15 protein-coding genes are annotated in these 20657 nt (G+C 66.1%); 4 read left to right on the top strand and 11 right to left on the bottom strand.

The features are described 5' to 3' along the window. Positions 1-59: 59 nt before the first annotated feature. The 11 genes from NUH87_RS17880 to tagH all read right to left on the bottom strand — a co-directional run bounded on the left by NUH87_RS17880 (position 60) and on the right by tagH (position 16477). Complete coding sequence (locus NUH87_RS17880; protein WP_338522092.1) at positions 60-1787, bottom strand: formylglycine-generating enzyme family protein; 1728 nt, start codon at positions 1785-1787, stop codon at positions 60-62. Continuing rightward, positions 1780-2985, bottom strand: coding sequence for an FtsX-like permease family protein (locus tag NUH87_RS17875; RefSeq protein ID WP_338522091.1), 1206 nt, complete (start codon positions 2983-2985; stop codon positions 1780-1782). The genes NUH87_RS17880 and NUH87_RS17875 overlap by 8 nt, the downstream gene beginning before the upstream one ends. After that, entirely contained in the window at positions 2982-3698 is a 717-nt protein-coding gene (locus NUH87_RS17870) for an ABC transporter ATP-binding protein (protein WP_338522090.1), read from the bottom strand. Before NUH87_RS17870 ends, NUH87_RS17875 begins: the two co-directional genes overlap by 4 nt. After that, positions 3698-6769 (bottom strand): serine/threonine-protein kinase, encoded by a 3072-nt coding sequence (locus NUH87_RS17865; protein ID WP_338522089.1) that lies wholly within the window; start codon positions 6767-6769, stop codon positions 3698-3700. The genes NUH87_RS17870 and NUH87_RS17865 overlap by 1 nt, the downstream gene beginning before the upstream one ends. Before the next feature lie 13 nt (positions 6770-6782). Then, positions 6783-7511, bottom strand: coding sequence for a PP2C family protein-serine/threonine phosphatase (locus NUH87_RS17860; protein WP_338522088.1), 729 nt, complete (start codon positions 7509-7511; stop codon positions 6783-6785). After that, complete coding sequence (gene tagF, locus NUH87_RS17855) at positions 7512-8165, bottom strand: type VI secretion system-associated protein TagF (protein ID WP_338522087.1); 654 nt, start codon at positions 8163-8165, stop codon at positions 7512-7514. Continuing rightward, positions 8162-11668, bottom strand: a complete 3507-nt coding sequence (gene tssM, locus NUH87_RS17850) for a type VI secretion system membrane subunit TssM (protein WP_338522086.1) — start codon at positions 11666-11668, stop codon at positions 8162-8164. The genes tagF and tssM overlap by 4 nt, the downstream gene beginning before the upstream one ends. Next, positions 11665-12984: a DotU family type VI secretion system protein gene (locus NUH87_RS17845; RefSeq protein ID WP_338522085.1), complete on the bottom strand. Its 1320-nt coding sequence runs from the start codon at positions 12982-12984 to the stop codon at positions 11665-11667. The genes tssM and NUH87_RS17845 overlap by 4 nt, the downstream gene beginning before the upstream one ends. 6 nt (positions 12985-12990) lie before the next feature. Then, positions 12991-14325: a type VI secretion system baseplate subunit TssK gene (gene tssK, locus NUH87_RS17840; RefSeq protein ID WP_338522084.1), complete on the bottom strand. Its 1335-nt coding sequence runs from the start codon at positions 14323-14325 to the stop codon at positions 12991-12993. 15 nt (positions 14326-14340) lie between these two features. Beyond that, positions 14341-14853, bottom strand: a complete 513-nt coding sequence (gene tssJ, locus NUH87_RS17835) for a type VI secretion system lipoprotein TssJ (RefSeq protein WP_338522083.1) — start codon at positions 14851-14853, stop codon at positions 14341-14343. 187 nt (positions 14854-15040) lie between these two features. Continuing rightward, positions 15041-16477, bottom strand: coding sequence for a type VI secretion system-associated FHA domain protein TagH (tagH, locus tag NUH87_RS17830; protein ID WP_338522082.1), 1437 nt, complete (start codon positions 16475-16477; stop codon positions 15041-15043). A gap of 392 nt (positions 16478-16869) precedes the next feature. On the opposite strand from tagH, the gene tssA reads away from it, so the two are divergent. From tssA to NUH87_RS17810, 4 genes are all read left to right on the top strand, one after another. Further along, complete coding sequence (gene tssA / locus NUH87_RS17825; RefSeq protein WP_338522081.1) at positions 16870-17925, top strand: type VI secretion system protein TssA; 1056 nt, start codon at positions 16870-16872, stop codon at positions 17923-17925. A gap of 53 nt (positions 17926-17978) precedes the next feature. Continuing rightward, complete coding sequence (tssB, locus tag NUH87_RS17820) at positions 17979-18494, top strand: type VI secretion system contractile sheath small subunit (protein ID WP_338522080.1); 516 nt, start codon at positions 17979-17981, stop codon at positions 18492-18494. A 15-nt stretch (positions 18495-18509) separates the two neighbouring features. Continuing rightward, positions 18510-20003, top strand: a complete 1494-nt coding sequence (gene tssC / locus NUH87_RS17815) for a type VI secretion system contractile sheath large subunit (RefSeq protein ID WP_338522079.1) — start codon at positions 18510-18512, stop codon at positions 20001-20003. 88 nt (positions 20004-20091) lie between these two features. Beyond that, entirely contained in the window at positions 20092-20580 is a 489-nt protein-coding gene (locus NUH87_RS17810; protein ID WP_040071737.1) for an Hcp family type VI secretion system effector, read from the top strand. The last annotated feature ends 77 nt before the right edge of the window (positions 20581-20657 follow it).

The following is a 20657-nucleotide window of genomic DNA, read 5'->3' as shown; positions in this document are numbered from 1 at the left end:
TTGCCCGGTACGGCACCCTGCCGTCCGAGTCCCCTCTACGCTCGCCGGATACCGGCCGCTCATGACTGCTGGGCGGTCGATGCGAGCAACGCTTTCAAGATCGTCGCCGGGTCGGCCCGCTGTTGCTTGCGGTAATCCCCGACATGACGAACGAACAAGGTCGCCCGTGCCACCAGGCTATGGCCGAGCACGGGTTTGCGATTGAGTTCTTCCTTGACCCGCTGGAACTGCGCCTGGATCACCGCATCGGTGTAGCGCGTGGCCGTTGCCAGGTTGTCGATATAGATCGCCACCGCGCCGTCCAGCGCGCTGGTGCCGTTCTCGATGGCGACGGCGAACAGCTTGGCGCCGGCCTCATCCTTGGCATCCAGGGCCTGCTGGCGGCTCTTCTTCAGGTTGGTCAGGCGAATGTTGTAGTTGTTGACGGTCTCGGCCACCAGGGCCGCCGACTGGATCAGGTTGCCGGCAGCCTCTTCACGCTGGCGGGCGATCAGCGAGACGTTGCGCTTGAGCTCTTCGTTGACCAGCCCCAGCTCGGCCTGCAGCTTCGGGTCGGTGCTGGCGGAAATGATCCCGTCCAGGCGCTTGGTCGGGTCCTGGGCGTCGTCGATGGCGTCGGTCAGGGACGCCAGCCGGCCCTCCTGCTGCCACTGGCTGAACAGCTCCTTGTAGCGTGAACGCGGCGCCGAGAGCGCCCCCACGGCCACCCGGAAACCGGTGGTCTCGTTGCTCTGCTCGGTGCCATCGGCGGCGAACAGCGGGTACTCGCGGCGCATACCGGTAAACAGTGTGCCTTCGCCCTCCAGGTAGTTGCCGCCCTTGACCACGAAACCGCCGTAGGTGCCCTGGCGCCGCCCGGCATGCACCAGCTGGAACGACTCCTGGACCATCTGCGCGGCGTTGCCGATCACGTCGAACAGACCGATGGGGTTGGGCAGCTTGGTGCCGATCGGCATCAGCCGCGCCGCCTGGCCGGTACCGCCGGCCACCTGGTTGAACACCGCGTAGTCGGACAGCGGCCCATCGCTGTCGCTACCCGGCGCCCGCCGTGGAAACAAGCGCCCTTCCAGGTCCTGGCGACTGACCGCCTGGGCACCCCGGGCGGCGAACTCCCACTCGACTTCGGTGGGCAGGCGGACGAAGCCCAGGCCGCCGTCCTCGGCCGCCGAGCCACGGCCGCTGACCGGCAGCAGGTCGCGGTGATATTTCATCAGCCAGGTGCTGTAGACCGCCGAGAACCGCTCGGCGTCGAACCGCGACACCTTGACCTTGGGCAGACGCCCGGCGACACCACTCGGCGCCTCGCAGGCCGGCGCCGGCTCGCCGCTGGCCAGGGCTTGGGCCTGGGCCATCACCAGGGCGTACTGGCGGGCCGTCACCGGGTACTTGCCGATGAAATAGAACATCGGCTTGAGCGGCGAGTCGGCGTCGGTCTTCGGCAAGGTCGGGGCAATGGATTTCTGCCAGGGGTCGGGCAGGTCCTTGAGGGTGAACTGACCGTTGATGAAGTCCCGGCGATAACCGGAAATGAACGACTGCTTGTACCCCGGCTCGTCCTCGCTGAAGGGGTAGCCCAGGCTGATCTCACGGTCGTCGAGGGTGCCGCGCGCCAGCACATAGACCGCGCGAAAGACCATCTCGCCCTCGCAGGGCAGCGGCAGGCTGATGTCATCGGCCAAGGGCTTGGGGTTGTCCAGCTTTTCACTGTCCTCATCGGCCCGCGCCCAGGCGCCCAGGCACAGGGAAACGACGAGAACCGCCAGGGCCGCGCTGCGCAACTTATACATCTCTGATTCCTTCCGAAGCTTCTATCCGCGCCACGCGCCAGCCCCCCAGGGCGGCAGCCAGGGCACAGACCACCAACACGGTAAAAAGTGCCAGCAGGTAATGCGGCAACAGCAGGTGACTGGCGTACTCGCCGGCCGCCTGCACGAACAAACGATTCAGGCCCCACTCCGCCAAGCTGTAGAGCACGCCGCTCAACAGCGCCGCCAACAGGCCGCTGTAGAGCGCTTGCAGGACCACGAACAGCAGCAGCGCGGCGGTGCCGAGACCCAGCAGGCGCAGCACCGACAACTCGCGGCGCTTGCGCTCCACCGCCGCCAGGGCGCCGGCGAAGATCGCCGCGAAGGCACCGCCCAACGCCAGGGTAGCGATGACCCAGAACACGATGGCCAGGTTGCGGCTCAAGGACTGCACCTGGGCGATGGCCTGGGCCTGGGTCGCGACCAGCAGGTTGCGCTCGACGAAATAACGCCGCAGCGGTTCGACATCGGTCAGCCCCCGGGCATACAGGCGAAACCCCGGATAGACCCGCTGCGCGGCGGTGCCCGCCGGTTCGCCGACCCAGCCGAGCACCGGCACGCCACGGCCGTCGCGATAGTCCTCGGCGGCTTCCAGCAAGCCCAGCGGGGCGAACAGCGCGTCGCGCTCGAAGGCTTCCAGCGGCAACACCGCCTGCACCTGGATCTGCGTATGGCGACTTTCCAGGCGACCGGCCACCTGCCGGCCGAAAGACACCTGCAACCAGTCGCCGGCCTTCACCCCGAGTTTCTCCGCCGCCGTCTGGCTGAGCAGCATCGCCGCCAGGCCCACCGGCGCGGGCAAGTTCCCGAGCAGGGGGTCGCCGTCGGCGGTGGGCAGCATCTCCACATTGACCACCTGCCCCTGGGCGCTGGCCGACAGGTCGGCGGTCGCCGCGATCTGCCGGGTACGCGGCAGGGCAAAGGCGACGTCCTCACGCTGCCCCAGCGCGGCGATAAACGCCGCACTGAAACGCCCGCCGCCCAGGGGAATGATCTCGCGCACCGTCGGGTCGCGCTCCAGGCGTTCGGTGAGGCTGCTGACCAGGCCGAACTTGAGGCCGAACAGCACCAGCAACGGCGCGATCACCGCCACCAGCGCCAGCACCGCACAGGCCGACAGCCGCCAGTCGGCGCGATAATCCTGCCAGGCCAGGCCGGCAACCAGGGCCGTGCGGGTCATGGCGTCACCTCCAGGGTCGCGGTGACGCCGCCGTCGCCATCGCGCTGGCAGGCAATCCGCAGCACCGGCACACCCAACTCGTGCACCAGGGCTTCGTCATGGGTCGCGATGACGCAACAGGCACCCTGCTCCCGGGCCTGGTTCAGAAGCAACTGCATGACCCGTCCGGCATTCAGCGGATCGAGGGCCGCGGTGGGTTCGTCGGCCAGCAGCAGCCGTGGCCCATGGGCCAGGGCCCGGGCGCAACTGACCCGCTGGCGCTGGCCCACCGACAGGGCCTGGGGCTTCTTGTCCAGTTGATCGGCGATTTCCAGTTGCTCGGCGAGCCGCCGGACGCTGCCGTCGTCCTTCAGGCCCAGCAGTTGGCGCGACAAGGCGATATTCCCGCGCACATCGAGAAAGCCCAGCAGGCCACCGGTCTGCAGCACATAGCCGAGCTGTCGGCTGCGCAGGGCCGCCAGGCGATCGTGCCGGCCCTGCCGCCAGAGCGCGGCGATATCCAGCGCACCGGCCGGCGCGTCGTAGACAAACAGCCCCGCCCGGTCCGGCGCCAGGACCAGCGCCAGCAGATCGAGCAAGGTGCTCTTGCCGCAACCGCTGGGCCCCACCACCGCCCATTGCTCGCCGGGCGCCAGGCTCAGGCGCGGCACCTCCAGGCTGTAGCGCTGGGCCCCCTCGCCCCGCGTCTTGCGCACTTCTCGCAGACTGATCATCACGGCAGCGTCGACAAAGGCACGCGGTACAGCGCATCGCCCGGCTCGGCATCGCCGAACCGGACCCAGTTGGCCACGTCGTTGTGGAAGGTTTCGTAGAGGCGGATCTTCGAGTCCAGTTCGTCGATGAAGTCCTCCTGTTCGGCCACGCTCAGCGACAGCCAGAGGTCCTGGGTCATGTTCAACGACTTGCTGCGGTACGGCAGGCCTTCCAGGTACTCGCCGAGGATGCCGCCGTCGGCCAGGTTGCCGCCCTTGCGCAAGGCCTGCGGATCGCGGCTCATGTAGGCACTGGCGCTGGCGATTTCCTGGAAGAAGTCCTTGGGCGAGGTCTGGGTCTTGCGCGCCGCGTCGACGATCAGTTTCAGCGACTGTTGCAGCTCGTTGAGTTGCAGCTTGGTCAGCATCACGCAGACCTGGAACGCCGGCAGCGCCGGGTTGGTCAGGTCGCGGTCGGCGGTCCAGGCGCTGACCAGCTGCGGCGCCTGGCTGGCCGCCTTGTGGCCGAGGAAATCCATCTGCATGGCATAACCGATGGCTGCCGACTTGTCCGCCAGGCTCGGCGAGGCGGCCAGCAGCGGCACGGCCTGGGTCTGGTTGCTGCGCACCTGGTGCACCAGGTTGGCGAACACCGAGCCGATCTCGCCGACCCGTTCACCGAGCTTGTGCACGTCGCCGCCCTGGACCGGGATATACAAATCGCCGATCTGCGGGTTGGCGTCGGCGGTCAGGGTCCGGTACTGCTGCTCGGCGAAGGCATGGTTCTTCTTCCCGGCATCGGTGCGCAGGTGCAACGCGTAGATCTTGATCTGCTTGCCCAGCGCGGCCTGGCGGATCTCCGCTTCGTTCATCCGGGTGCTGCTGTAGGGGTCGTTCTTGCGCAACGAACCGGCATCGGTGACCAGCAGGATCAGCCGGCCGCCGTAGCCCGACCAGTCCATGCCGTCGACCGCCTGCATGACCCCGGCGAAGGAGTCCTCGTTGAACGAATGACTCGAGATCGTCGACGCCTTCACCTGCCGTGCCAGCTCCAGGAAGCGCTCGGGGTCGCGCCCCTGATCGAGGGTCACCATGGTCTTGGTCAGGTACTCCAGACCCGGGGTTTTCTGGACATTGTTGCGGAAACCCACCAGGCCGAAACTCACGCTGTCCAGCTCGCCACGCTGGGCGATCTGGCTCTGCAGCTCGTGGACCACGTCGCGGACCTGATCGATGTACGGCTGCATCGATTCCGTGGTGTCCACCACCAGCACGATGGCCGTGCGGAACGTGTCGGCGCTGACCGCCGGCGCGGCGCCGTTGCCGAGGGCTTTCGGCGTGCTGCCGGGGTCGATGGAGGCGACATTCAGCAACTGCACCGGCTGGCCGTTCTCATCCAGGCTTTCGCGCGAATCGAAGATCGGCAGCAGGTAGAACTGGTTCTGCGGCACCGCGCTGGCGGCCGGCTCCAGGGCCAGCACGCGCTGATCGTCCTGCGGGTTTTTCTGTGCATTGAGCAGCAGGTTCTTCGCCGCCGACGGGTTGGCCAGCAGCTTGTCGATATCGCTGGCGTCACGCAGGAACATCACCGGCGCCCGCCCGGAGCGCTCGGTGAACTTCAGCACCAGGCTCTGCTTCCAGTCGCTGACCGCATCCTGCGGCAGCCAGCCTTCGCTGCGCCCATCACTGGCCGCGCCGACCCGTAGCCAGATACTGCCGTCGACGGTCTTGCGCTGGTAGACGTACAGCACCGAGAACGCCGGCAGCGGCTTGTCCGGCTTGGCCCCCGGCTCGCTGGAAAAGCTAGCGCCGGGTTTGCTCAGGACCCGCTGGAACAGGGTCTTCTTGCCGGCCATCAACAAGGGCCGCTGGCCACCGTCGCTGTCCACCGCCACGGGCTGGGCGACAGTGGGCGATTGCACCGGCAGCGGGTTCGAGGTCGGAGGTGGGTTCGATGGCACTGTTTTTTTCGCCGGCGACTGCGCAACCGTGCTGGGCGTGGCGGGATGGCTCGCGCCACCCAGCCACCAGTAACCGGCGCCTGCCAGGCCGAGGGCCGCAGCCACCGCCACGGCAACCAGCGTCAGTACCGGGCCGCGCCGTTGTCCGGATTCGGCAGAGCGGTCGAGAACCGGCGCCGGAGCGGGTCGCGATGGCGGCACGGGTGGCGGGGTTGGCGAAGGTGCCGGCACAGCCGTGGGAATCTCGATCGACATCGGCGTCAGTCCGCCCAGGTCGCTGGCCGGCGGCGTCACCGCAGCTATCGCCAAGGGCTGGAGCAAGGTCGCGTCGAGGTTTTCCGCCGGCAGGTTGTCCAGCGCCCGCAGCAAGGCCGCCGCATCCGGGAAACGCTCCGCCGGGTCCTTGGCCAGCAGCCGGCGCAGGATTTCCTGGTAGCGGCCATGCTGGATCGGCAACTCCGGCAGCGGTTCGGTCAGGTGCGCCAGGGCCGTGGACAGCGCATCGGTGCCGCTGTAGGGCAACTTGCCGACGAGGATTTCATAGAGCACCACCCCCAGCGCATACAAGTCGGCGCGTCCGTCGAGGTCCTGGCCGCGGGCCTGCTCCGGGCTCATGTAGCTCGGCGTGCCCACGGCAAACCCGGCCTGGGTGAACTGGGTGCGATCATCCAGCGACTTGGCGATGCCAAAGTCCGAGAGCACCGCCGTGCCGTCGGCGCGGAACAGGATGTTGGCCGGTTTCACATCGCGGTGCACCAACCCCTGGGCATGGGCATAGCCCAGGGCCGAGGCGATCTGGCGGATATAACCCGAGCCCTGCTCCGGGCTCAGTCCCGCCGCGATCCGCTCCTTGAGCGTGCCGTTGGGCAGGAATTCCATGGCCATGTAATACAACTCGCCGACATTGCCGATGTCGTGGATGGTCACGGTGTTCGGATGCGACAGCCGCGCCAGGGTCCGGCCTTCGCGCAGGAAACGCTCGCAGAAGGTCGGGTCGGCGGCCAGCGCGGCCGCCATCACTTTCAGCGCCACCTTGCGCTCCAGCGACCGTTGGGTCGCCAGATAGACGGTAGCCATGGCGCCTTCGCCAATGACTGCGCCTATATCGAATCCGGGAATCAGAATGTCCATGTGTTCGGGGTCTTCAGGTGGCTTTGACGACGATGGCCGTGATGTTGTCCGGAGCGCCCCGGGTCAGGCCCAGGTGCACCAGGCTGCGAACCACGTCGTAGGGGTCGTCATGGACGAGCACGTCGCGGATCTCGGCGTCTTCGGCGGTCTTGTTCAGACCGTCGCTGCACAACAGGTAGGTGTCGCCGGGCAACACCTGGAACGGGACCATCGACAACTCCAGGTGCGCCTCCACGCCGATGGCCCGGGTGACGATGTTCGCCCGTGGGTGCACCCGCGCCTCGGCCTCGCTGAGCAGGCCGCTGTCCTGCAGGTCCTGGACGTAGCTGTGATCGCGCGAGATGCCCTCCAACTGACCGTCGCGCAGGCGGTAGAGGCGACTGTCGCCGGCCCACAGGCAGACGCCCTCGGCCCCGCGCACGGCCAACAACACCACGGTGCTGCCCATCATCGCCACGCCGCGGTTGGCGGTTTCCTCGCGCACGGCGGCATTGACCTCGAGCAGACGCGACCGCAGGGCCGTGGTGTAGATCGCCAGGGAGTCCGCAGGCGGAATGCGCCGCAGGCTATCGACGATCAGGCTGCTGACGTAGTCTCCCGCCGCATGCCCGCCCATGCCGTCGGCCACCACCCAGAGCCCGGCGCCGGGCAGCTCCAGGAGGGCGTCCTCGTTGATCTGCCGGACCATGCCGACATGGCTGTAGCTGGCCGACTGGTAAGTGATTGCAGGTGCGTGAACCATCTAGATCGATACCCCCTTGCCCAAGAGGAAACTGCCGAAATCGGCGGTCGCCGGCAGACCCGCGCAGCGCATCAGGCCCGCCTCGATCCGTTGCGAGCCACGCCCCCACCAGAGGCTGCTGCCGACACAGGCCTGTTCGGCCAGGGCGCTGGCGCGGCTCGACGCGTCGAGCGCGGCCAGGCGCTGCAACCCGGCGAACTCGCTGCAGGGCGCCTTGTTGGCGAACGGGAGGCCACCCAGGTCCTGAATGCCTTGGTCGAAAGCCTCGAAATCGGCGCCCTCTTCAAGCGTCGCCAGCAACAGGGCCTCCGCCTGCTCGAACCAGGCATCCGCACCGCCGACCACCGCCGCCAGGGCATGCCCGGGATCGAGGGGCTGGGCCACGGTCAGCGGAAAGTAGCGGCCGACCCGGTCGATGCTCGGCATCAACACCCCGGCCATCGCGTCCGGCCCGCAGACACCCGGCGCCAGCACGAAGCGCCAGAGCGGGCTGACCAGGTACACGTTCAGCCAGTCAGCCCCCAGTTGCTGCTGGCTGACGAGCAACCCCGAGGCCAGCCAGGCATCCCAGGGCTGGACAAAACTCTGCGGCAGGCCGCGGCTGACAAAATCGCCGCGACTGGCCAGCTTGCCGTAGAACCCCACCATCGTCATAACCGCTCCGGCAGGCTGAAGCCACTGAGCACGCGGCTCTTGAAAGGGTTGAAGGCACTGCTGGCGCGCAGTTCGTAGGAGATGCTCGCACCGTCCACCCGCAGCCGCAGGTTGAAACGATCCGGCGAGTTGCCGGCCACCAGGTCCGATTGCTCCAGCAGGCGGAACCAGGCCCAGGGGCCGTCCAGGGTGATCCCCGAGCGCCCGCTGCTCGACGGTGGCGTGATCGACAAGCGCACCACACCGACACTGCCGGGGTTCGGCCATTGCATCGCCACCGGCCGGCTCGGGCCGTGGTCATAGCCGACCTGCTGACCGTCGAGCTCAAGCTGGAACTGGGTGATGGACGCGTCCATCGCCACCGGTTTGAGTTCGAAACGCACGGTCGGCTGGGTGCCGCCGGAGCGGAAGAACGCATCGCGAATCGCCGCGGCACGCTGGAAGGTCTGCAACACGCCGGGGGCAATGCCGAGTTTCTGCGCCGCCCCCGGCTGCCAGCGCCAGGGGGTTGCCGAGGTGTCGACGTAGGGCTGCAGGTACTTGCGGAAGTAGCTGTCCATCACCCCGCCGACCCCGAAGAACAGGCCGAAGTCCTCCAGCGTCGCATCCCGGGCACTGCCGGGCGCCAGCGGATAACGGCCGCTGAGGGATTGCCGGTAGACGTTGACCACTTCACTGGTCCAGGCCGCGTTCAGTTGGTTACGCACCCCGCCCATCATGCTGTTGGTGGTGGAGCTGACCACCGACTTGACCAATCCCTGCACCAGCGGTGGCTGGCGTTCGGCGTTCAGGCTGACCCGCGTGGCGGCGGCCGAGGCCTGGTTCTTCGCCTCGCCGAGCAGCGCATCGCCACTGGCGCCGGACATGGCGCTGACCTGCACATAGAGCGCATTGAGGTCCGCCAGCAAGGCATCGATGGCCGCCGGCTCGCCTTCGCCCTTGTTGACCAGGGCGTTGAGCTCGGCGAAGTGCGCGCTCACCGGGTCCTGCGTCTCCACCGGCGCGCTGCTGTTGCCCGCCGCCTGTTCCTGGCCAAGTAGGGAGCCCAGGCGTTGCTTGAGTTGGTCGACATTACCCGCGACCGGCTTGCCCTGGGCCGCCAGCAGGCGTTCTTCCTGTTGCAGGTCGGTCTCCTTGGCCACCGCCACCAGCAGCTTCTTCAGCGGCGAGGTCGGCCCGGAAATCACCCGCAGCACGTCGGAGGCCTGGGCCACGCTGGTGATGGGCACGAAGTCGATATCGGCGAGCAAGGCATCCCACTGACGCAGGTAATCCTGGAAATACAGACGCCGCACATCCGCCGCCAGGCTGGCGACATTCTGCTGTTCGGCCGGGTCGCGGCCCAGCACCCACTGTTCCTCGGCCACGGTATTGGCCTGGTTCAGGCTGGCCAGCAGGAAAGCCTGGCGATAGCCCTTGACGGTGAAGAAGCCGCTCAGCGGATCGCCCAGGGGCTTGCCGCTCTTGCGGCTGAACACCAGCGCCGCATCACGTCCGGCGGCCTCGTTCAGGCGGAAATCCGCCACGCCTTCCGGCAGTTTCTGGCGCTTGACCCGGTCATAGACCCGCTGCGCCACCGGCAGTTGTTGCAGCTGGCGGCGCAGGTCGTCGATCAGTCGCTCGTCCAGCCGGGCATTCGGCGGACGGCGCTCGAACAGGGCTTGCAGATGTTCACCGAGGGCCACGCGCTGCTCCGGTGGCAAATCCCGTGGCAGGCTGTGGTCCCAGTCGAGGGCGATCCAGGCCTTGATGAACTGCGGGTCGTAATGTTCGTTGTCGGCCAGCATCAGGTAGGCCTTCAAGCCTTCGTAGAGGAAGTCCGAATTACCGCCGCTGTGCAGTTGCTCTTCGACCCGGGTCAGCAGGCGCGGCGCGAACACCGCGATCAGCAACTTGCGATAAACGCTGGCGGACTCGGCTTCGAGCATGCCGCCCTGGTACAGGCCCAGGCCTTCGGCCCAGCCCGGCGCATCGCCGGCCAGGTGCTTGACCGCATTGAGCAACGGCAGCACCGCCAGCACGTCGCGTTGCGCCGGGCTGAGGTTCTGCACGCTCTGACCCAGGGGCGCGACCTTCTGATCGACCTGGGCAATATAGGCCTCGTTGGCGCGGAAGCTCACCCACCAGAGCGTACCGACCACCAGCACCACCGCGACCGTGGCCGCCAGCACCCCGCGCGCCAGCCATTTGCGCCGTTGTTCGACCTTGCGGTTGACCCCCACCAGCCCGCGCTCGGCGAAGGCCACGGCGGTGAACAGCTTCTCGATGAAGTAGCTGCGCCCGTTGCCGCTCTGGCGCGCCAGCTGCTGGCGGTCCAGGTTCATGCTCTGGGCCATGGCGCCGATCAGGCGGTCGATGGGACTGCCTTCCTGGGTGCCGCTGGTGAAGTACACGCCGCGCAGCAAGGCGCGATCTTCATAGGCATTGGGCTTGAACACGCCGTCGAGGAAATCCTGCAGGCACGCCTTCAACGCCCCGAACTGCTGCGGGAAACCGTAGATCAGGTCGCGCCGCGCCGGATCGCGCTCCTGTTGCAGGCGCTCCACCAGCCGCGCATTGAGGCGCTGCTCGAGCCCGGCGAACTCGTCGCTGAACCGCACCAGCGGACCTTCGGCGTTCTTGCCGTCGTCCAGGTCGAAGGTCATGCCCCAGACCTGGGCCCGCTCTTCCTTGCTCAGGGCGTCGAAGAACTCCATGAACCCCGGCACCAGGTCGAGCTTGGTCAGCATCAGGTAGATCGGGAAACGCACGCCCAGTTGGGTATACAGCTCCTGGATACGGGCGCGGATCGCCGTGGCATGGGCTGCCCGTTCGGCGTCGGTGCTGAGCAGCAGGTCCGACAGGCTGATGGCGATGAAGGCGCCGTCGATGGGCCGCCGCGAACGCTGGGTTTTCAGCAGGTCGAGGAAACCCAGCCAGGCAGCCTTGTCCACCTGGGCATGGCTGTCCTGGGTGGTGTAGCGGCCGGCGGTGTCCAGCAGCACGGCTTGGTCGGTGAACCACCAGTCACAGTTGCGCGTACCGCCGACACCGCGAATCGCCCCGGCGCCGAACTGCGCGGCCAGGGGGAAATGCAGTCCGGAATTCACCAGAGCGGTGGTCTTGCCCGAACCCGGCGGGCCGATGATCACGTACCACGGCAGCTCGTACAGGTTGCGGCGCTCGTCACCGCCGAGCTTGGCTTTCTTGAGCAATGCCAGGGCCTCGGCCATGCGCTGGCGCAGGGTCGCCAGTTCTTCGGCGGTGGCGACACTGGCGGGGTCCGGCGGCGTTTCCGCGGCCAGGCTCTGCAGGACCCTGGCCGCCTGGCGCCGGGCCTGGATCAGGCGGAACACGCGGTAGGCGATCCACACCGCGAAAATCAACACGATCAGCGCCCAGCGCCGACCTTCCGGCACCAGCACTTCCAGCAACGGGCCGACAAACCAGATGATCAGGCTGAGGGCGATCAACCCCAACAGCGGGATGACCCAGCGAATGACAAAACCGAAAAACGCCTTCACTCGACTCCCTCCGCCAAGACTGTGATTTCCACCCGACGATTCTTCGCCCGGCCCTCGGCCGTGGCGTTCGAGGCCAGCGGCTCGGTGTCGCTGCGCCCTTCGGCGCTGAAGCGTTCCGGCTGGCCGGTCTTCGCCGCCAGGATCTGCAACACCTGCTCGGCCCGGGCCTGGGACAGCGCCCAGTTGGACGGGAAGCGCAGGGTCGCGATAGGTCGGTTGTCGCTGTGGCCGGTGATCCGCACCTGGCCCTTCACTTTGCGAATGGCGTCGGCGATGCGCAGCATCAGCGGCTGGTAGTCGTCGACGATGCTGGAGCTGGCCGAAGCGAAGAGTTCGTCGCCGCGAATGGTCACCACCGAGCGGTCGACCTTGTCTTCCACGGCGACCTTGCCGGCCTTGATGTCCTCGGCGAGGAAACCGGCCAGGCGCGGCCGCTCCACCACCTTGGGCTGGACCACCGGACGGTCGATGGTCTGCACCGGGATTTCACCCAGGGCATGGATATTGCGAAACACCGGCTCGGCGTCGGCGGCCAGCTTCAGGCGCAGGCCGAACAGCAGGACCAGCAACAGCGCCAGGCCGATGGCGATGCCGACCCAGGGCGGCATGAACTGGCTCAGGCGATCACGCACCACCGCCAGCCCGCGCCAGTGCGGCGACAGCTCGCGCTCATACTCGCCACGGGCACTGCGGATCGCCGCGCTGGTGCGCTCGCGCAGGGCATCGAGCTGGCTGCGCCCGTCGATCATCACCCGATAGCGGCCTTCGAAGCCCAGGCAGATGCACAGGTACAACAGCTCCAGCAGGTACAGGCGCTCGCGCGGACTTTGCAGGCAATGGTCGAGCAACTGGAAGACCTTCTCGCCGCCCCAGGCCTCGTTGTGCACGGTGATCAGCAGGCTCTGCTTGCCCCAGTCGCCGGCACTGCCCCAAGGCGTGCTCAATACCGCCTCGTCGAGGGCGGTACAGAGCGCATAGCGCGCCAGCAACACATCATTGCGGACCATACCGGCGCTTTCGGCGCGCTCCTCGAACTGCCGCAGATAGGCCAGCAACTGCGCCCGCAGGCTGGCCGGTGCCGGATGGGCAATGGTGTTGCGCAGGCGCGTGAGTAGCGCCAGCAAAGGCCCGGCGGCGCTCTCCAGCGGGTTCAGGCCCTGTGACTGGCCGACCGGCAGCGGCGCGGCCGGCACCGACAGCGGCGCCACCGGTTCGGCCCGGGCAGCCTCCGGCGCCCGGCCACCGGGGCGCGGCATGAACTGGGTACGGTCATTGGCGGGCAGCGACTGGCCCGATGCATCATCGTTGGCATTCATCGCGGCTTATCCTCGGATGGCCCAGAAGGCCAGGTTCAAGCCGGGAAACTCGCCGGCAACATGGAAGGCGAAACCGCCGGAGTTCACCAGCTGCTTCCAGTGCTCACTGCCCCGGTCGAGTTCGTAGTAGGTGGACCCGGCATGGAACGGAATCTGCCGCGGCGCCACCGGCAGCGGCAACAGGCCGATACCCGGCAATTGCAGGTTGACCAGGTCGCGGATGTGCTCCACCGAACCGATCTTGCTCTGCTGGGCGAAGCGACCGCGCAGGGTTTCGCTGGGGATATCGGCGCGCACCACCAGGATGAAGCTGGCGTTGTCGATCAGGCTGCGGTCCGCGAGCATCGCCACATGGATGCCATAGGCTTTCTCGACAATCGGAATCGGCGTCGCCTTGCTGTCGATCAACATCGACAGGGCTTCGCGCAGGGCCTGCATGACCGGGGCGAAGCTCAACGCCAGGTCATCGTGTTGATACGCGGGGAACGCCGCCGGGCGCCGACCGCTGCTGGAAAAGGTGGAAAATTCGCCGGCCAGGCTCACCAGCTCGCTGTACAGGCGCTCCGGGTGCAAGGGGCTGATCTGGTTCAGGTGGCCGATCAGCGGCTGGGCGCGGTTGACCAGTTGCAGCAGCATGAAATCGGCGATTTCCGAGGCACCGCCGGCGCCCGAGGCCACCACGCGCCCGGCCAGGGCTTCGCCACGCTGGTGCAGCAGGCCCAGCAGTTCGCTGCGAAACGCCGTCAGCGGCTTGCTCGCCGCCACATCGAGCACCGGCGGCACATAGCTGTCATCGAGGACCAGGGCCCGATCGGCGCGCTTTTCCTTGACCCGCACCAGGCCGATGGCGGCGTAATCGCCCATGCCATCCGCGGCGGTCAACAGACGCAGGGCCCGCGAACCCAAGGCCACCGGCGCGCGGTTCTCGAACGGCGCGTTGTCGTCGCGCACTTCGCGGACCTGGCTCAGGTAGCGCGCCCCGCCCAGTTCCTCGCCTTCGTCGACGGTGTCCCGTGAGCCGGCGCGCTTGAGCGGCAAGGCCAGGTAGACCAGGCCGTCGCGCAGGTGCTCGTCGATGGTCAGCGGGCTCGGCGCGAGGTCATCGTGGGGGATGTTGAAGGGTGTGCCGTCCGGCAGCAGGCCCCGGGCCGAGACGATGGCCAGCTTGCCCTGGGCCAGCAGGCCCTGGTCGATCAGCAGCTCGGAAAAACCCCAGGCGCCGACGGCCAATGGCCGGCTGCGGGCGTCGATCAGGTTTTCCAGATAACGGTCATGCTGCTGGAAGTGCTGCGTTCCGATGAACATGCCTTCCGACCAGACCACTCGATTGTTCCAGGACATGGCTTCTCCGTTTGCCTAGGGGGCGGTGCGGGTTGGGGTCACGACGACGGCGCTGCGCACGGCGCGCACATCGAGGCTGATCTGATAGTCGTTGAGCTGCTTGGGCGCGATGGTCAGCAGCGTGCGCCAGAGCGCCTGGTCGACTTCGCGGTAGCCCACCACCAGGCCGACCTGGCGGGTCGCCGGGTTGAGTGCACGCTCGATGTCCAGCTGCTCGCCGGGCTTGACCAGTACTTCGTCTTGGTCGATCAGGTCGGCGCCGAGGGTGGCCTGGGCGCGCTCGGCCAGGGCGAAGTAGTCGGCGCGGTTGAAGTTGGCGCCGTTCTTCAGCTCGTAAATCCGTACGCGCACGGGTGCGGGCGTGCCGTCGGCGCCGGGATTGAGGCCGGCAATGGCGTGGAAATGCAGGGAAGCCGTGGCGCTATCGGCAGCAACGGGCGCGTCGACGGGCGCTGGAGCGGCCGCGTCCTTGGCACATGCGCCGAGCAGCAGCGTGAGGGCTGCGGCCAGTAAAACTCGGTGAATCATCCTGCGTCCTCAATGACTTGCTGACTGTCCGTTTATCCATATAACAACTGCAAACCAGCGCCTTGCCCGAAACCCTGTGGGAGCCGGCTTGCCGACGATGGCGTCCGGCTAGGCAGCACAAGACTCAAGGGCCTCATCGCTGGCAATCGAGCGTCGACCGGCGCTCCTACAGGGGTCCGTGGTGGCCTTATCCCCTGCGCAGCCGCGCGCTGTGTTCCTCGTAGGCGCGACTGAACTCCCGACCGAACAGGTCCTGGAAATCCTCTTCGGCCTCACGGGAAATATTCGTGTACAGCTCGGTGAACTGCTGCCAGTACTGGGCCTGGCGCGAACCGCTGAACAGGTTCGACAAACCGCCGGGCTTGCTCAGGCGGGTCTCCAGCGCCGAAGGTTCGAAACGCTTGAGCAGGTGCTTGATCGCCGCTTCCACCCCGGCCATCACCGCCATCTGGTGCGCCCGCAGGTCGTCGAAACTGTCCCTGACCGCCTGGTCCGGTGCCATGAAGGCCTGGTTGCCGTGACGCAGCAGCAAGAGCAGCGCTTCATCGGCATTCGGGGCGAATTTCAACGGGTTGTTTTCCACCGGGCGAATCAGCGTCTGCTGCATGCGGAACTCGCCCTTGAGGCTGCTGCGGGCCCGCAGCACATCGATCAGCCCCTCGACCATCAGCCGGTAGCTGCGGCCGATGGCTTCCATCTGCGCCTCCGCCTGGGCGGTATCGATACGCAGCTGGTCGAGACCGGCACCACGCAGGAAGGCTTGCAGCAAATCGGCCTGAGCCGCACCGCTCGACATTGCCACGGGAGCTGGCTGGGTAACTGGGGCCACCATCGGCGTGGGGATCGGAGCCGGGGTCGGAGTCGGAGTCGGAGTCGGAGTCGGAGTCGGAGTCGGCTCGACGATAGCCTCGACAATCGCCACAGGTACGGAAACAGGAACAGTCACCGGCGTACTGGCTGGTGCCTTGGGCGTGTCGCCGAACAGATCCCAGTCCTCGGGAATCACCGCCACGCCTGGCGCTGGCGGCACCACCACGGGCGCCGGGCTGATCACCGGCGTCGGCGGACGAAAGTCATGCTGTTGTGCCGGCACATGATCCGACTGCGTCGCCGGAGGAATACTCGACGGCGTCAGGAAATCGAACAGGTCAGGTAACGTATCCATCGCCGAACCGCCCTGGAAATGCGCGGCCGGGGTGCTTGGCGGCGAGATGGCGGGCGCGGCTGCCGCCCGCCCCATCAGCGCTTCGAAACTGTTGGATGAATCGCCCCCCGACAGACTCTCGGGCGCCAGTTGCAGGTTGAAATCGATACGCGCACGGATCTCGTACTCACCGATACGGATGATTTCGCCGTCCTGCAACGGCTCGCTGTTGCCTCTGCGCAAACGAATACCGGCCTGAACTAACTCCACGCCATTGGTACTGGTATCTGTCAGATAGTAACGACCGTCTTTGTATTGAATAACGCAATGTTTCGAGGAAACCAGCCGCTCCGGATCGGGAAGAACCCAGTCATTCTCGGAACTACGGCCAATTGCCATCACTCCCTTGTCCATGGATTTCTCCGGACATTGGCCAGGGGTGATCTTGTGATAACTAGTGATAGTCAAACACAGCGACATTGCGCCTCCTTGCTGTACATCCACGCACAAGCCACCCGGCGCAAACACCTCGCGCCGGGTCTCGCCAGGGCTATGAAAATCCTGGAAAAAACCTATCTATTTCAGCCAGTTCGCCGAACCTGGTGAATTCTACCTACAAAATCCCTAAAAACGCACACGGCCTGACCCAATGGTCGACAGCCTTGACGAGTGTGTCACAACGGTAACAAAGGGCCGCTAGCTTACCTTGACAAGCTATAACTACTACACCAAAAATGCACAACTTCTTGTTTACGGATGATGTCACTATGATGTCACTTCGTATATACCACCAAGAAATATGAGAGTTTTCTGAGAGAACTTTCGCAGGAATTGCCCGACTATTCAGCGGGCCGATAAGGAGATCGATTTTGGTGGATGTGCCGTTGTTGCTCGCCGCTGTTTCAGCAAACTCGCCTTGTGGCGAGGACCTGGAATATGACGCGCAATTCTTGCAATTGGAGCGTGACGCCCAAGGCAAACCCGAGCGCATCATGGGCGACTCGGTGCAGGCGGCCGAGCCGCCGGCATGGCGCGCCATCGAGCAGTCGAGCACGGCGCTCCTGCAACGCAGCAAAGACCTGCGCATCAGCCATTTTCTCGTGCAAAGCGCCCTGGCCCTCGATGGCCTGCCGGGCCTCGCCAACGCCCTGACCCTGGTCAGCCAGCTGCTCCAGCAGTACTGGGGCGAACTCTATCCGCTGCTCGACGCCGATGACGACAACGACCCCACGGTGCGGATCAACGCGCTCTCGGGCCTGGCCTGCGACACCAATATCCGCCTGCTGCGCGAAAGCGTGCTGACCCGCTCTCGGGCCTTCGGCACCGTGACCTTGCGTGCCGCGCTGAATGCCAGCGGCCTGCAGGGTTTCTCCGACGAAAACCTGAACGCCGACGAACTGGCCGGCGCCCTGCGCGACAGCGACCCCGAGCAACTGGAGGCGGTGCGTGCCGCGCTCAACGAAGCCCGCGGCGCCATCGACACCATCGAGCGCTTCGTCAGCGACCAGGTCGGCTCGGCCCAGGGTGTCGACCTCGGCGCCTTGCGCCAACCGCTCAAGCTGGCCGTGCAGATACTCGCCGAATACGCGCCCGACAGCGACGCCGGCGAATCGACCGTGAACGAGTCCGAGCCGGCCCCCAGCGGGCTCGACAACGCCGCTGCGGCCCCGGTGGCCACGCGCGCCGCAGCGCCGGGCGAGATCGGCAACCGCGACGACGTCCTGCGCAGCCTCGACCGGTTGCTGAACTACTACGCCCGCCACGAGCCTTCGAGCCCGCTGCCGGTGCTGTTGACCCGGGCCAAGAACCTGGTGCACGCCGACTTCGCGACCATTGTCCGTAACCTGATTCCCGACGGCCTGTCCCAATTTGAAAACCTGCGGGGCCCGAGGGCGAATAAGCCCGCCGGGACCGCGCCGCTTAGTTAACGGCAACCACCGATAACGCCAACACCGTCGCTTGAGCGACCAGGAGCAACAACGTGGCGAACACCAGCTCTCAGAAATTCATTGCGCGCAACCGCGCGCCACGGGTCCAGATCGAGTACGACGTAGAGCTCTACGGCGCCGAGAAAAAGGTCCAGTTGCCCTTCGTCATGGGCGTAATGGCCGACCTCGCCGGCAAGCCCGCCGAGCCGCTGCCACCGGTCGCGGACCGCAAGTTCCTGGAGATCGACGTCGACAACTTCGACTCGCGCCTCAAGGCCATGCAGCCGCGCGTGGCGTTCAACGTGCCGAACGAGCTGACCGGCGAAGGCAACCTGAGCCTGGACATCACCTTCGAGAGCCTGGACGACTTCAGCCCGGCCAACGTCGCGCGCAAGGTCGATGCCCTGAACAAGCTGCTCGAAGCCCGTACCCAACTGGCCAACCTGCTGACCTACATGGACGGCAAGACCGGTGCCGAAGAAATCATCATGAAAGCCATCAAGGATCCGGCGTTGCTCCAGGCCCTGGCGAGTGCGCCAAAGCCCCAGGACTCCGAGCCCAGCGCTTAATCAGGACGAACGATCATGACCCAGTTGCAGCAAGACAATCAGGCGTTGCCAGGCACCACCACCGAGCCCAGCGAGTTCGCCAACCTGCTGATGCAGGAATTCAAGCCCAAGACCGAACGCGCCCGCGAAGCCGTCGAAGGTGCCGTGCGCACCCTGGCCGAACAGGCCCTGGCACAGACCGACCTGGTGTCCAACGACGCCATCAAGTCCATCGAGTCGATCATCGCCGCCATCGACGCCAAGCTCACCGCGCAGGTCAACCAGGTGATCCATCACCCTGAGTTCCAGCAGCTGGAAAGCGCCTGGCGTGGCCTGCACTACCTGGTCAACAACACCGAGAGCGATGAGCAGCTGAAGATCCGCGTGCTGAACATCGCCAAGCCGGAACTGCACAAGACCCTGAAGAAGTTCAAGGGCACGGCCTGGGACCAGAGCCCGATCTTCAAGAAGATGTACGAAGAGGAATACGGCCAGTTCGGTGGCGAGCCCTACGGCTGCCTGGTGGGCGACTACTACTTCGACCAGTCGCCGATGGATGTCGAGCTGCTGGGCGAGCTGTCCAAGGTCTGCGCAGCGATGCACGCGCCGTTCATTGCCGCCGCCTCGCCGACCGTGATGGGCATGGGCTCGTGGCAGGAACTGTCGAACCCGCGCGACCTGACCAAGATCTTCACCACCCCGGAATACGCCGGCTGGCGTTCGCTGCGTGAATCGGAAGACTCGCGCTACATCGGCCTGACCATGCCGCGCTTCCTGGCGCGCCTGCCCTATGGCGCCAAGACCGACCCGGTGGAAGCCTTCGCCTTCGAAGAAGACACCGACGGCACCGACAGCGACAAGTACACCTGGGCCAACGCGGCCTACGCCATGGCGGTGAACATCAACCGTTCGTTCAAGTACTACGGCTGGTGCTCGCGGATTCGCGGCGTCGAATCCGGCGGTGAAGTGCAGAACCTGCCGGCCCACACCTTCCCGACCGACGACGGCGGCGTGGACATGAAGTGCCCGACCGAAATCGCGATTTCCGACCGGCGCGAAGCCGAGCTGGCGAAAAACGGTTTCATGCCGCTGCTGCACAAGAAGAACACCGACTTCGCCGCGTTCATCGGCGCCCAGTCGCTGCAGAAACCGGCCGAGTACGACGACCCGGACGCCACCGCCAACGCCAACCTGGCCGCGCGCCTGCCGTACCTGTTCGCCACCTGCCGCTTTGCCCATTACCTCAAGTGCATCGTGCGCGACAAGATCGGCTCGTTCAAAGAGAAGGACGAGATGCAGCGCTGGTTGCAGGACTGGATCCTCAACTACGTGGACGGCGACCCGGCCCACTCCACCGAAACCACCAAGGCCCAGCACCCGCTGGCCGCGGCGGAAGTGGTGGTCGAGGATGTCGAGGGCAACCCGGGGTACTACACCTCCAAGTTCTTCCTGCGCCCGCACTACCAGCTCGAAGGCCTGACGGTTTCGTTGCGCCTGGTATCCAAGTTGCCGTCGGCGAAAGGGGCGTAGGCCCAAACCCGCAACCACAGCGAACCCGCCGCCCCACGCGGCGGATCCTGGCTAACAACATCGTGGTGAAGACCACACTGGAGAAAACATGGCTGTTGATATCTTCATCAAGATCGGCGACATCAAGGGCGAGTCCCAGGACAAGGCTCACAAAGAGGAAATCGATGTCCTCAACTGGAGCTGGGGCATGTCCCAATCCGGCAACATGCACATGGGCGGTGGCGGTGGCGCCGGCAAGGTCAATATCCAGGACCTGTCGCTGACCAAGTACGTCGACAAGGCGTCGCCGAACCTGATGATGCACTGCGCCAGCGGCAAGCACATCGACAAGGTCACCCTGGTGGTGCGCAAGGCCGGCGGCGAAAGCCAGGTCGAGTACATGAAGATCGACCTGGAAGAAGTGCTGATCACCTCCCTGAGCACCGGTGGCTCGGGCAGCGATGATCGCCTGACCGAAAACGTCACCCTGAACTTCGCCCAGGTCTCGGTCGAGTATCAGGAGCAGAAAGCCGACGGCTCGAAGCAAGGCGGCCCGGTCAAGTTCGGCTGGAACATCCGCTCGAACACCAAGCGTTGATCCCCACGCCCCCGCCGCTCGGCGTCGGGGGCGTCTGGTGTTACCCCGAATTCGATTCATTCCCGGTGCCCGAGCAT

The sequence above is a fragment of the Pseudomonas batumici genome (genome assembly GCF_036585405.1).
In the GTDB taxonomy this organism is placed as follows: Bacteria; Pseudomonadota; Gammaproteobacteria; order Pseudomonadales; family Pseudomonadaceae; genus Aquipseudomonas; species Aquipseudomonas batumici.
Note: the sequence above shows the minus strand (reverse complement) of the source record. Positions and strands in the feature narration are given on the sequence as shown.

Bases quoted from the DNA above. Each gene is read 5' to 3' on its own strand.
- NUH87_RS17880 (WP_338522092.1), bottom strand. From the start codon at position 1,787: ATGTATAAGTTGCGCAGCGCGGCCCTGGCGGTTCTCGTCGTTTCCCTG.
- NUH87_RS17875 (WP_338522091.1), bottom strand. From the start codon at position 2,985: ATGACCCGCACGGCCCTGGTTGCCGGCCTGGCCTGGCAGGATTATCGC.
- NUH87_RS17870 (WP_338522090.1), bottom strand. From the start codon at position 3,698: ATGATCAGTCTGCGAGAAGTGCGCAAGACGCGGGGCGAGGGGGCCCAG.
- NUH87_RS17865 (WP_338522089.1), bottom strand. From the start codon at position 6,769: ATGGACATTCTGATTCCCGGATTCGATATAGGCGCAGTCATTGGCGAA.
- NUH87_RS17860 (WP_338522088.1), bottom strand. From the start codon at position 7,511: ATGGTTCACGCACCTGCAATCACTTACCAGTCGGCCAGCTACAGCCAT.
- tagF (WP_338522087.1), bottom strand. From the start codon at position 8,165: ATGACGATGGTGGGGTTCTACGGCAAGCTGGCCAGTCGCGGCGATTTT.
- NUH87_RS17845 (WP_338522085.1), bottom strand. From the start codon at position 12,984: ATGAATGCCAACGATGATGCATCGGGCCAGTCGCTGCCCGCCAATGAC.
- tssK (WP_338522084.1), bottom strand. From the start codon at position 14,325: ATGTCCTGGAACAATCGAGTGGTCTGGTCGGAAGGCATGTTCATCGGA.
- tssJ (WP_338522083.1), bottom strand. From the start codon at position 14,853: ATGATTCACCGAGTTTTACTGGCCGCAGCCCTCACGCTGCTGCTCGGC.
- tagH (WP_338522082.1), bottom strand. From the start codon at position 16,477: ATGTCGCTGTGTTTGACTATCACTAGTTATCACAAGATCACCCCTGGC.
- tssC (WP_338522079.1), top strand. From the start codon at position 18,510: ATGACCCAGTTGCAGCAAGACAATCAGGCGTTGCCAGGCACCACCACC.
- NUH87_RS17810 (WP_040071737.1), top strand. From the start codon at position 20,092: ATGGCTGTTGATATCTTCATCAAGATCGGCGACATCAAGGGCGAGTCC.